The following is a 12,910-nucleotide window of genomic DNA, read 5'->3' as shown; positions in this document are numbered from 1 at the left end:
ACTGGTTGTTGAATTCATGATGGGTCGAAGAGGGCGCCGATGCGTTTGTCTGAACTGAAAAACGCCGGTCGCACGCCAGCGCTGCCGATGAGCATCACGCTGGCCGATGCTGCCGGTCCTGCTCAATTGCAACTGCTCAGCCTGCTGCGGGTTTTGCCGGGGCATCGGTATGTGGGCGCGGGTATCTGGCGCGGGCGTCCGGTGCTGGCCAAGCTGCTGGTCGGGCAAAAGGCCCCTCGACACTTTCAGCGTGAGCGCGCCGGTGTCCAGTTGCTCGCCGAGCAAGGACTGACCACACCGCTGTTGCTGGCCGAGGGTCTGCAAGAGGGCGAAGGCGGCTGGTTGCTGTTCGAGTTTCTGGACAAGGCGCAGAGCCTCGGCGATGCCTGGAAAACGGTGGAAACCTTGCCGCCCCTTGCCGATGAACAACAGGCCGTACTCGGCGAGGCGCTGGCTGCAATCGGTCAAATGCACGGCAAAGGTCTCTGGCAGGAAGACCTGCACCTGGACAACCTGCTGCGTCACGACGGCAAGCTGTACCTGATCGATGGCGCGGGTATTCGCGTGGAGAACGCCGGGCAACCGTTGTCCCGGCAAAAGGTCCTGGAAAACCTGGGCGTGTTCTTTGCGCAACTGCCCAAGTCGCTCGAACCGTTTACCGAAGAGTTGTTGGTCCATTATCTCCTGAGCAATGGCGAACACGGCTTGCCGGTCGAGGCGCTGCAAAAACAGATCGACAAGGTCAGCAGCTGGCGCCTGAAGGATTATCTGATCAAGGTCGGGCGCGAGTGCAGCCTGTTCAGCGTCAAGGACGGACCGTTCGGCCTGCGCGCGATTCGTCGTGAAGAAGAGGCGGCGATGTTGCCGGTGCTGGACAGCGCAGATGCATTGATCGACAGCGGCCATCTGTACAAGACCGGTGGCGCAGCGAGTGTCGCGAAGGCAGACGTCGGGGGCCGGGCGCTGGTGATCAAACGTTACAACATCAAGAGTTTCGCCCATTGGCTCAAGCGATTCTGGCGACCGAGCCGTGCCTGGCATTCGTGGCGTGAAGGCAATCGTCTGATGTTCCTGGGCATTGCCACACCCAAGCCGTTGGCGTTGCTGGAGCAGCGGTTCTTCTGGCTGCGCCGCAAAGCGTACCTGGTCACCGAATACCTGCCTGGACCGGACATCATCGAACGTTTCGCGCCCTACGTGGCGTCGGGCGATGCACCGGAAAGTGAGTTGCAGGCGCTGGATACCCTGTTTGCGCAGTTGCGGCGTGAGCGCATCAGTCATGGCGATCTGAAAGGGCATAACGTGTTCTGGCAGCAGGACCGCTGGGCGCTGATCGACCTCGATGCCATGTGTCAGCACACCTCGGCAGGCACGTTTGCCGCGGCGTATGCCAAGGACCGCGCACGGTTCATGCGCAACTGGCCCGCCGACAGCGCGCTGCACCGGTTGCTGGAGCAGCGTCTGCCAAAGACGCCTTGAATCGGTTCCGTGTGAAGAAGGCCGTCTGCGATGACGGCCTTCCCGCGAAGTGGTGCCTCAACCCACCCGGGTCAGGTTGATCTCCTCCAGCGCCAGCACCAGCGCGTCCATGTCTTCATAGGGCCGCTGATGTATGGCGGTCCAGCTTGGGCGCTCCACAAACACATTGCCCACCGCGTTAAGCCGAACAGGCGTGTGATGGATTTCGTTATCCCGTGACCTGTGAACGATGACGTACTCGCCACTTTCGTTCTGCTCGGTCAGGAACATCCCGGGGCGCGAGAGGCGGTCCTCGAGCGTCAGCGGTTGAGGTGGCCTGATTGCCACGGGGCTTGTGCGAACGTCCAGCTCTACCCTGAAATCACCTTTCAAGAACTCCTCCCGATTACGCAGCGGGATTCGCACACTCTCACCGGGGTCCAGCGTGATACCGCGTGAGCTGCCTGGCGATACATCGAGCACGCGCAACCCGATCCCGCCTTCAAGTTCGGCAAGCCCGGGCACGATGTCGGCGTAAGTGTTGGAGTGGCTGTTGCCCACCAGCGCAACCCAGCGATGGCTCCCCATCACCGCTTGGTGACGGCGGATGGTGCGCGAGGCGAAGTAATTCATCATCCGCTGGCGTGTGGTGAACGTGGCTTGCGAGAGCCCTTTGAGGTGGTAGCTCGCGGCACAGTCGATGGCCCGGATTTCAAGCCCGTGCTGCTGCGCCTTGATCACCAGCGTTTCAAAGGAGTAGACCCCGCTGGGGTCGGTCACATGGCCTTGGTCCAGCACTTTGAGGTCGTGCAGCAACCGTTTGCTCATCTGACCGCTGTCCATGAATCGGTCGAGATCGGCTTGATGCAGATCGGTCAACAGATGCTCCATGTACAGCGTTTTCACCTGCTGCTCTGCAAGCAGCGGCAGGTTATCGATGATGAGTTTCTTGCTGGCAATGGAGGCGTGAAACTCCCCAATGACCATCCCGTCGGTGTGCGCGTATAGCTGCGGGATGAATGTCTGCAGGTCCCATTGCGGTTCTGGCACCGGCATTGTCGGACGGGGAGGAAGCTGAGCCGCTACGATGTTTCGGGCGTCCTTTTCAAGCTGGTCACGTCGCGCGAAGAAATCGCATCTCGCCGATTCCAGGTCAGAATCTCCAAGCTGATATTCCTGATTCAGCCCCTTGCGTTCGAAATGGGCGAGTTCATGCACCGTTGTCCTGGCATCGGTTGGCACCTCATACGCGGGATCGACGAAGGATTGCTGAAGCGCAGTGGGCGGGCTGTCGGGCAGCCAGTCTTCGGCATCGATCCGCTGCCAGCCCGCCTCGGGGTCCCAACGGAATCCGTGGTCGCCGGTGTGCGTGCCGCCCATGGACGCGCTGTCCATTTTTTGCAGCAAAGCATCATCCAGCCGGGTTGGCTTGGCGGGGATGACCGGTGGTTCGGCCAGGTGTGGATTCGCACATTCGATCTTGAAGTCGCAGACGCTCAGTTGAGTGTCTGCGCTTGTGGATTCAGGCTTGGGACGGATTCGTGTGACACGCCCGGATGGCACGTCCTTGACTTCCACGCTGATCGCACCCTGAAGTTCGGCAATGCCGGGGACGTCGCCGTGGGTGGTCGCCAGCGTGTGGTCGAGCAATGCTACCCAGCGACGGGACGGATGAGCGGCCACGTCTGCACTGATGAGTGTATGGCCGAAAAACTTGCTCATTTTTTGAGCAGCGGCGCTGTCTCCAGCGGCGATTGCCACGGGATGCTCAAGCATTGGATAGCTCACTGACGAGCTGAAAGGGCGCACTTCGATGTTGTGCCGATGGGCCTGTTTGATCAGGTGGTAATAATCGTACTCGCGGCTGTGATTACTCAACGCGCCATCGTTCAGGTACTCGAGATGGTCCTTTATTTCGTGGGACCCGGCGCGGATTCTGGAGCCTTGCGCCTTGTACTTGGCCAGCTTGTTCAGGTGCTTGTCGGTGAACAGGTGCTCGATGTAAATCACTTCGACGCGTTGCTGCGCCAGCAGCGGCATGTTGAGCAGCAGCAGGCGTTTGCTGGCCACCGACTGGATCGATTCGCTCATTACCAGGCCATTGCTGTGAGCAAACACATTTTCGACGAAGGTGCTCATCGGCGTTGAAGGCTTTACCGCGGGCAGTGTCGGTCTGGGCGGCAGTGCAGGTTGGACGAAGAATGCCTGAGCGTCCCTGTAGAGCTTTTCTCTCAAGGTGGCGTAGGTTTGGCGAGCCTGGCCGAAGACCAGTTCGAAGTATTCCTCCATGCCAAGGTGGGTAGGATCCTGGGGACTGGCTCCCAGGATGCGCGTCATCACGGGCTGGAGATGGGCCGGGAGTTCATACTCGAGCACGTCAGTGGTCATCGCGGTCGCGCCGGACGGCGTTTCCTGCAAAGGGGTGAAGCCGGCACGGCTGTCCAGGCCGCCTCCGCGAAGGTTTGTGCGGTTCAGCAACGTCCATTTCCCGTTTTCATCGAGTCGAACCGGCTGCTTGCCGAAGAAAGCGAACGGATTGGCGGGGTCAACGATGTTCCAGCACCGCAGTTGGGCATCGTATTGCACCTGATACGTCTGACCATCCATCGTGATGCAGTGCCTTCCGTTTTCCAGGGTGACACCGTCGGCATGGTTGCCCAGACGGGTCGTGGCCTCGGGCAGCGCCGGCGTCACAACCCGATCAGGGATGACCTCGTCGAGAGCGTGCGTAACGGCGTGGTCCATTGACTGGGTGTCGGGTGTCAGCGGCGTCCATCCGGACCGGGTGGCGGGGTGTTTTTCCAGCTTGCGCACGAAGCCGCCAAAGCCTTTCAAGCCCGACGCGGCGTCACCTGCAGCGCCCAGTGCATTAAAGACCGAGGCGAGGATGAGTGCGTTGGCGTCTTCCGGGTGCTCGCCAGTGAGTGCCTTGACCGCGAGGAGGCTGTCACGCAGCGAAAGGGCTGCGCCGACCGCGAAGCTGGCCGGTGGGAAGGGCAAGGTCAGGGCCGTCGCGATGGTCTCGACGCTGCTCCAGACCAATTGCGTGATCATGTCGCTGCGGCTTGTCGTCGTGTCATCGACATCGCGCAGCTTGCGCTCGATGACCCGGTTGAAACAGACATCGCCGACGTTGGCGATCGGTTCGCGCGTCAGAAACGGGGCTTTGTTTGCGTTGCCTTCTTTCATGTCGTTGAGGAAGAACGACAGCGTCCGGCGCGCAGCGAAACGGCAACGATCCTTATAGTAGTCGATCATTGCGCTGTTTTTCAGTGAGTCGGCAAAGTGGCGGAACGGTCGGAATTCGATGCCGTCCGGCGCCTGCGGGGTGTACAGCAGCGCCGCCAGTCTGACCTCGGTCGGCATCAACGCAAAGCAACCCTGTACCGTCTCGACGTGGATCAGTGCGGTGTCGGGAATGACGATCTGGTCAATGCCGGTCAGTCCCGAACCAATGAAGGGTTTGTCCACATGAAGCTGCAACGGGTAGACCGGGTAACGCTCGCGAGTGGCGGTGTCGTCACGATTCAGGAAGGCGATCGACCGGTTGAGCCATGAGTACTGAGTCGCGCTGATGTGCCCTTGCAGCAGGCTTCTCAGTGCGGCGGCTTTCATCTGCAATTGAATGATCAGCGTGCTGGCGTTGCGGCGGTACTCGTAGCCCGGCGATTGAGGGTCAAGCAAGGTACGTTTGACCAATGCGCTGTATTCGTCCGCCAGCCATGTGCCGCGCACCGATCCCGTCACGATGGCAGGCGTAAGCGCGCTCAGGTCGACGCCATCCGGCCCGCTGAAGCTGGCCATGGAGTCGGTGCCCTCGTTGATGAAGTCGAGGCTGTCGTCGTAACCGTCGCGCACCATCTGGGTGTACGTCTGCGTCTGGCGCGGCGAGGTGATAACGATGCTGTCGGGGTCGACCGTGCCAGCGCTGACGCCCAGCAGTAGATTGATTTTCTGGCGCGCGCGCTCATGGACATAGGCTTCGAACGGCTGAACATGGGTATGCGGATGCGCTGCGTAGTTGTGCACAGCACCCGCTGCGTCGCTTTCGAGCTTCGCCAGTTGCTGGCGTTGGTCTGCACTGGCCTGGGTGTACCAGTCCGGGGTATGGATTTTCTGATCGGCAAGCGTCACTCGGACGTGCTCGCTGGCCATGACGCGCAGCGCCTTGTCGTAGGCGATCGGGTCCGACAACTGAATGAAGTGCGTGTCGCGGGCGGGAAGGCGGGCCTGCGCGTTGAGCGTTTCCCTGAACGCGGGTCGTTCGGACGCGTCCATTTGCCGGGGCAGATAGTCGCTCATCGACGCATCGGCGCTCCATGTGATCAGCTCGTCGCGCAGTTGGCTTTCGTTGTTGAAGGCCTGAAACGCCTGATTGCGAGGGGCGTCGGCGGTGAACAGGATCAGTCGCTCGAGCTGACCCTTCGCGTCTTCTTGTCTGAACACCAGAAGATTGCCCAGCGTTCCGTGCGGGTTGAGCTTGATAAGGTGTACACAGTTGACGCCGCCATCCTGCGTCGAGTCGGTAATGGACTCGAGCAGGCTGAAATCTTCGCCCGTCAGGTGGCCCTGCATTTTCGCCGCATACCCCAACGCAGAGACCTGGTGGCGGATGGCCTCTGCCATCAACGCCTGGTTGGCTGCCTTGCTGTAAAGGGTGCGCTGGTATTCGCCGAAACCTGAACGTGCGTTCAACGCTTCGATCACGTCGGCCACATAGTTGGGCGTGAGCTGCGGATAGCGGGTCGCTGCCGCGACGCCCTCAATCGAAAGGGCGGTTTGGGTCAGGAAATCAGAACCCGCCAGGCGATCTCCCGAATGCAGGCCGTAGAGGGCCAGCAAGGTCAGAGACTGGCGCGCGGTGTAGGTTTCGTCGGTCACCGGTAAACGGCGTTGGGTGCTCACTGTAATGGCAGACGGGTCCAGGTCGTAGCCGTGATCGTTCGCCAGCCTGGCCTGCAGGCACAGTCGGGCGTAGGTCTCGGGTGACGTTGCGCCGTTCAGAGCGGTATGAAGTCGCTGGCGCGCCTCCTCGTAACGGGTAATCCGGGTGTGGTATTCCTGACGATCATGGGTATCGGCCAGCTTCATCCAGTAGGGCCAGCTCGCCCGAAGTTGAAACTCGAGGTTGGCCTGCTTGCGTCGTTCGATCATGGCGGCAGTGCCAAATAGACCGGGCATCTGGAGGGCGTTTTCAAGCGCAAGCGCGCGCACCTCCGGTTGCCAGTTGTGGCCCTCAATGCAGACGTGTCTAACATCGCGGCGCTGCTTGTCCAGCTGACGGCCGATTGCGTAGGCGTAGGGATTGCCTGAGACCGGCGCCAGCCTGACGTCGGTCGCGGTAAACGTTTCCAGCATCAGGTCAGGATCATCAACGATGGCGCGCACGGCATCTCGATACAGGCGATCGGCGTTGATGAGCAGCGCATCTCGTAATCCGTCGTCGTTGAGCCACTGAACGACCGTCGCAATCAGCGCCTTCTGATTGGCGTATTGAGTCAGCCCCATACCCGGCAAGGCCAGCAGGCCAGGGCCGGTCGCCGCTCTTAGAAACAGCGCCCCTTTGATTTCCACCCATGTTCGTTCGCTCAGTTTGACGTGCAGCGAGCAGGACCGGACGGCAGAAGGCTGCTCTGTCGCGCAGAGCATCGCAACGTCTGGCCAGAGGTCGCGATCGTGGATTTTGAGAGCGATTTCCTGTTGCAAGGCCTGTTGGAGTCCAGTCGAAAACAGTGCCTGTCGACTGTTTCCTTGTGCAGAGGGGGCGATCCAGAACGCGTCGACACGTTCGAGGAGCGCGGTGATTTCTCGCTCCCGTTCAATGTTGTCGTTGCCTTGTATCGCGTCCAGCAATGCGGTCGAAGCGTGGGGCAGGGCGCGGAGCTCTTCGGCCAGCGTCGTATTCAATCGGCCGAGTTGTTCCAGCGCGGCCAGCGCGATGTCCTGTTCAGGGGTGGCAACAGCTGAGGCGGGGTTTCGTGCGTCCATGTGGGGTTCCTGATCCGTCCTTTTGGGACGGACACGAGTGGTGCGGGTGGTCCGCGTGATTGATGACCCCAATCAATCAGCACTCGACGGGCGTTGAGCGGTACATATCTATTGCCCTGCGCCATATGGCGCTTCATTACGCTATAATCCCGCCCTTTAGCTGCCCGCCGCCCAAGCGCCAGGCACACCTTATTGATCAGGCGCACGCCGCCTGCACGCAGACTTAAGAGGCTAGACCCTAGTGGCATTGACGATCCTTGGCCTGTCCGGCGCCCTTAGCCATGATCCTTCCGCGGCCCTGTACATCGACGGCAAGCTGGTGGCGGCCGCCGAAGAAGAGCGCTTCGTTCGCGACAAGCACGCGAAGAACCGCATGCCTTACGAATCGGCGAAGTTCTGTCTGGAACAGGCCGGCATCAAGCCTTCCGACGTCGACGTGGTCGCCATTCCGTTTGCCCCGATCAGCCTGTTCGGCGAGGCGCGCTGGCATTACGCCAAGCGCTACTGGTATGCCCCGGACCGCGCGCTCGACGCCATCCTGATGGGCAACCGTCGCTACAAGCGCTACCGCAACAAGATCGTCTGGTGCCTGGAGCAACTGGGTTTCGACCCGAAAAAGGTCAAGATCGAGCCGGTCGAGCACCACTTGGCTCACGCCTCCAGCGCCTATCACTGTTCCGGTTTCAAAGAGAAAACCGCGATCCTGGGTATCGATGGCAAGGGCGAGTACGCCACCACGTTCTTCGGCTACGGCGAAAACGGCAAGATTCACAAGATCAAGGAATTCTTCGACCCGGATTCCCTGGGCGGTCTGTACGGCGCGATCACCGAGTTCCTCGGGTTTGAAATGCTCGACGGCGAGTTCAAGGTCATGGGCATGGCGCCGTACGGCGACGCCAGCAAGTACGACTTCTCGCGTCTGGCCAGCTTTGAGAACGGCGAACTGGTGATCAACACCGAATACGCCAACGTCATCGGCCTGCGTCGCTATAAAGAGAAGGGCAAGGGTTTCTACTTCTCGCCAAAACTGATCGAGTGGCTGGGTCCCAAGCGCGAAGGCGATATCGCCGACGAGCCGTACATCCACTACGCCGCCAGCATGCAAGCGCTGTTCGAGAAGCTGGCGCTGCAGATGATGGATCACTATCTGGGCGACATCCTCAAGGAAACCGGCAAGATCGCGTTCGCGGGCGGTTGCGCGCTGAACGTCAAGCTGAACCAGAAAATCATCGCCCGTCCGGAAGTCAAAGAGCTGTTCGTTCAGCCCGCTTCCGGTGACGCCGGCACTGCGGTCGGTGCGGCTGCCTACGTTTCCCACGCCCGCGGTGTGCCGGTCGAGAAGATGGAACACGTCTACCTCGGCCCGTCGTACAGCAACGAAGACGTGATCGCGGCCTGTGCCCGTCACCCGAGCGCGCCCGCATGGCGCAAGCTCGACAACATGCCGGAGCAGATCGCCAAAATCATGGTCGACGGCAACCCGGTCGCCTGGTTCCAGGGGCGCATGGAGTTCGGTCCGCGTGCATTGGGCGGTCGTTCGATCATCGGTTGCCCAAGCGTGGCCGGCGTTGCGGACCGCATCAACCACCAGATCAAGTTCCGCGAGCGCTGGAGGCCTTTCTGCCCGTCGATGCTCGACACCGTCGCGCCGCAGATGATCAAGATCGATCACCCGGCGCCGTTCATGACGTTCACCTTTGAAGTCGCCGAAGAGTGGAAGACCCGCGTGCCGGAAGTCGTTCACGAGGACGGCACGTCCCGGGCCCAGGTGCTCAAGCGCGAATACAACCCGCGCTACTACGACATGATGAAGGCGCTGGAAAACCTGACCGGCAACGGCGTGTCGCTGAACACCTCGCTCAACCGTCGTGGCGAACCGATGATCTGCTCGCCGACCGATGCGCTGAACATGTTTTTCGGCTCGGACCTGCAGTACCTGATCATGGAAGACATCCTGGTGGTCAAAGACGGCGCGGACACCTATGACACGCTCGGCTGAGCGGCATGTGTTGCAGTTCTGCCACGGCTATGACGGGCCGTTTCTCGACTGCGCCCGTCAATACGCCAGCCTCTTTGCGGGCAAGGGATACCGGGTAACCACGGTATTCCTGACCGGCACGGCGGACGCCGAGGTGGCCGAAAACTGCGCCTCGGACGAAGTGCTGTTCATGGAGTACAGCTCCAAGGCCATTCGTGGCTTGAAGCTGGGCGCGATTCGCGATTTGCGCAAAATCGCTGCCTCCCGAAATTTCTCGTTCTGCATCGCTCATCGCTTCAAACCGATCTATATCGCGTTGCTGGCAACGCGCTTGCCGGTGATCGGTGTGCATCACGCGTTTGGCGATTACCAGCGCCGCAGCCGCAAGCTGTTCGCCCATCTGTTTCGCATGCGCCTGAGCTTGCTCGGGGTGTCGGATGCCGTGCGCGACGACATGCGCCAATGCCTGCCGAAATGGCCGACCGGACGTATCCAGACGCTCTACAACCGCATCGACGTCGAAGCCCTCGCGGCCACGCAGTTGTCCCGTGAAGAGTCCCGCGAAGCGCTGGGTCTGCCGCAGGACGCCTGGATTGTGGGTAACGTCGGGCGTCTGCACCCGGACAAGGACCAGGCCACGCTGTTGCGCGGATTCACTCAGGCACTGCCCAGGCTTCCCGCCAACAGCCAGTTGGTGATTGTCGGCAAGGGCCGCCTGGAGCAGGACCTCAGAGAGCAGGCGATGGAGTTGGGCGTTGGTCGCGAGGTCATGCTGCTAGGTCAAGTACCTCAGGCCAGTCGTTACTTCAAGGCGTTCGACGCCTTTGCCCTGAGCTCCGATCACGAACCGTTCGGCATGGTGTTGCTGGAGGCGATGGTCGCCGGCGTGCCGCTGATCGCCACCTCGTGCGGCGGCGCCAAGGAAGTGGTCGAGGGCGTCGGTATTCTGTTTCCGTTGAAAGATGCCGAGCACCTGGCTCAAGGTCTCGTTCATCTGTCTCGGCTGGATGCCGGTCAGCGCGAGTCCTGCGCCGAGATGATGCTGGACCGCCTGCGTGATCGCTTCTCCGACGAAGCTGTGCGCTCGGTGTTCTGGCGTCTACCGCAAGTCACCGACCTGACTGCGGAGTCCTGATGCTCAATCGTTTTCAAGCCTGGCGTGAACGTGGCTGGACGCAGATCGATGCGGCCGCCTATCAACACGCCTGGCAACGTTTTGGTGGCAGTGTCGCCACGCATCCGTTGGTGGTAGAGCGTCTGGCGGGCCTGGCGCAAATCCCGGTGCGATACCTGGGATGGCATCAGGACGGCGAGCTGAAAGCTGCGATCCCGACCTGGGGGCGTTCGCTGGCGTTGTCCAAGGACGTGCTCAAGCGTCATGGCAAGAAGGGTCTTTACGATCTGGGCAACGCAGAATTGATCCTGCCGATTGCTGCTGATGCTCAGGTTCCGCTGCGCCATCATGGTCGCTATCTGTCGGAGTTGAGCCAGGGGCGCATCGCAACACTCAAGCCGCAGGCCGAGTCATTGGCCATGGCCCGTACGCCCGAAGACCTGTCGAAGAAATTCCGCTACAACCAGCGTCGCGAACTGCGTCTGCTTGAAGAGGCCGGTGGCGTCATTCGTCCCGTCGCTGACTTCACCAGCGCTGAACTGGCAGACATGTACTGCGACCTGTTCCAGCGTCGCTGGGGTTTCGCGGCCACCGGCGCCGAGCGGATGGGCGAGGTGATCGAGCTGCTGCGCGAGTTGCTGATCGGTTCAGTGATCTTCCTTAACGATGCGCCGATTGCCATTCAACTGGTGTACCGCGTCGAGGCGGCTGAGTGGATCAGCGTCGAATACATCAACGGTGGCGTCGACCCCCAGACCCGTGATTTCAGCCCCGGTAGCGTGCTGAGCTTTCTTAATACGCAAAGTGCCTGGGAGCATGCACGGGCGCTGGGCAAGCCGCTGCGTTTTTCTTTTGGTCGCGCCGATCGTGAATACAAGGATCGTTGGTGCAACCCCGTTCCGGTGTTTCAGGTGTGAGCCGCAAGCAGGCATTGCTCAAGCGTCACCGCCGTAACAAGCGCGTGGCACTGCTGGTGGCGCTGATAGTGCTGATTGCGCTCGGCGTCCTGTTGGCCTGGTGGTTGCCGCTGGTTCTGGCGGTGCTCGGTTGGGTCGCCCACGAGGCGTGGTTCTCCGACCATCTGTTTTATTCGCCAAGCGATGACTATCAGTACCGGTTCCCTGCGCCAAACGAGGTGCCAGGCGCTGCCCTGCGTGGCGATCTGCTGCATGTCGATCCGCCATTGACGCTCGACGGTTCCGAGACGCTGGTCCTGGCGCTGCCGATCAAAAGCACTTGGCTGGGGCGTTTTTTCGATCCGTCTGTCGAGCTGAGCAGCGGTGAGATGAACGACAGCCAGGCGTTCGAGCGTGGCGTGAACGGTTTGCGCTACCTGAATCTCACCGGTTTTTACGACGCGTTGAACGCAGGCACGCTGCGCATTCGCGGGCGTCGCTGCGGTATTCACGGGGCGCTGCGGTTGTGGTCGTTCCGCCATGACGATGCCCGGCGTCAGCGGGTCATGGTCATCGCGCCGCATGCCGATGATGCCGAGCTGGCGGCGTTTGGCTTGTACGCCGAGGCCGAGGAAAGCTGGATCGTGACACTCACCGCCGGCGAGATCGAAGCGGAGCATTACCAGCAGATGGGGATGAATCGCGCCGATGCCGCGCGGATCAAGGGTCGGCTGCGTGCCTGGGACAGCATCGCGGTGCCGCGTTGGGCTGGTGTGCCGGAATCCCGTTGTGTGCAGCTGGGTTATTTCTGCTTGCAATTGCCTGCCATGCAGGCCGCTCCCGATCAGCCTGTCGCCTCCCGCGAAGCCGATCTGAGCGACACGCGGCTGTTTCGACAATTCAACGCCATGGCGCTGCCCGGCGATGCCGACGGTGCGCCCACCTGGAACAACCTGATCGCTGACCTGCGGGCTTTGTTGCTGCAGGCGCGACCTCAGGTGGTGGTGATGCCGCACGCGACGATTGACCCTCATCCCGATCACATCTGTTCTCAAGCCGCAGTTCTGGAAGCATTGGCGGGGCTGGAATGGCAGCCGAGTGTGATTCTCGGGTACGCCAATCACTTGCACGACAACGACCGCTGGCCAATGGGCAATGCCTACAGTGGCGTGGCGCTGCCCCCGGTATTCGATGCTTCGCAAGCGTTGGTACCCTACAGTATCCAGCTCAATACCGAACAACAGCGAGACAAGGCCATGGCCTTGGGTATGATGCATGACCTGCAGCCGCCTGCTCCGCTCAAACGTCGGATCCGGCGATGGTTGCAGAAGGTGTTGGCTGGCCGGCGATGGCCTGCGGAAGGTGAGAACGAGTTTTTCAGGAAGGCCGTGCGTCGTCACGAGCTGTTCTGGCGCAGGGAGCTCTGATAGCCCTCGACGCCTTCAGGGTGTTGAGCGGCCGGGCAGGCATGATCAG

The 12,910-nt window shown here is 61.1% G+C and carries 6 protein-coding genes; 5 read left to right on the top strand and 1 reads right to left on the bottom strand.

The window, feature by feature from the left end; translation table 11 throughout:
• The first annotated feature begins 39 nt into the window (after positions 1-39).
• Positions 40-1,479, top strand: a complete 1,440-nt coding sequence (locus AB4N84_RS07950; RefSeq protein ID WP_460045873.1) for a lipopolysaccharide kinase InaA family protein — start codon at positions 40-42, stop codon at positions 1,477-1,479.
• A 57-nt stretch (positions 1,480-1,536) separates the two neighbouring features.
• Here AB4N84_RS07950 and AB4N84_RS07945 read toward each other — a convergent pair whose 3' ends face one another.
• Entirely contained in the window at positions 1,537-7,446 is a 5,910-nt protein-coding gene (locus AB4N84_RS07945) for a dermonecrotic toxin domain-containing protein (RefSeq protein WP_460045872.1), read from the bottom strand.
• A 241-nt stretch (positions 7,447-7,687) separates the two neighbouring features.
• On the opposite strand from AB4N84_RS07945, the gene AB4N84_RS07940 reads away from it, so the two are divergent.
• Genes AB4N84_RS07940 through AB4N84_RS07925 form a run of 4 tightly spaced genes read left to right on the top strand, consistent with a single transcriptional unit; the run spans position 7,688 to position 12,861 of the window.
• Complete coding sequence (locus AB4N84_RS07940; protein WP_074751742.1) at positions 7,688-9,445, top strand: carbamoyltransferase family protein; 1,758 nt, start codon at positions 7,688-7,690, stop codon at positions 9,443-9,445.
• Positions 9,429-10,559, top strand: a complete 1,131-nt coding sequence (locus tag AB4N84_RS07935; RefSeq protein WP_460045871.1) for a glycosyltransferase — start codon at positions 9,429-9,431, stop codon at positions 10,557-10,559. The genes AB4N84_RS07940 and AB4N84_RS07935 overlap by 17 nt, the downstream gene beginning before the upstream one ends.
• Positions 10,559-11,455, top strand: a complete 897-nt coding sequence (locus AB4N84_RS07930) for an antimicrobial resistance protein Mig-14 (protein WP_460045870.1) — start codon at positions 10,559-10,561, stop codon at positions 11,453-11,455. The genes AB4N84_RS07935 and AB4N84_RS07930 overlap by 1 nt, the downstream gene beginning before the upstream one ends.
• The gene (locus tag AB4N84_RS07925; RefSeq protein WP_460046960.1) at positions 11,452-12,861 is read left to right on the top strand and encodes a PIG-L deacetylase family protein; all 1,410 of its coding nucleotides are present in this window, start codon (positions 11,452-11,454) and stop codon (positions 12,859-12,861) included. The genes AB4N84_RS07930 and AB4N84_RS07925 overlap by 4 nt, the downstream gene beginning before the upstream one ends.
• Positions 12,862-12,910 lie beyond the last annotated feature (49 nt).

The organism is Pseudomonas sp. S2_H01 (assembly GCF_054668305.1).
Note: the sequence above shows the minus strand (reverse complement) of the source record. Positions and strands in the feature narration are given on the sequence as shown.

Coding starts and splice junctions, on each gene's coding strand:
- AB4N84_RS07950 (WP_460045873.1), top strand. CDS start 40: ATGCGTTTGTCTGAACTGAAAAACGCCGGTCGCACGCCAGCGCTGCCG.
- AB4N84_RS07945 (WP_460045872.1), bottom strand. CDS start 7,446: ATGGACGCACGAAACCCCGCCTCAGCTGTTGCCACCCCTGAACAGGAC.
- AB4N84_RS07930 (WP_460045870.1), top strand. CDS start 10,559: ATGCTCAATCGTTTTCAAGCCTGGCGTGAACGTGGCTGGACGCAGATC.
- AB4N84_RS07935 (WP_460045871.1), top strand. CDS start 9,429: ATGACACGCTCGGCTGAGCGGCATGTGTTGCAGTTCTGCCACGGCTAT.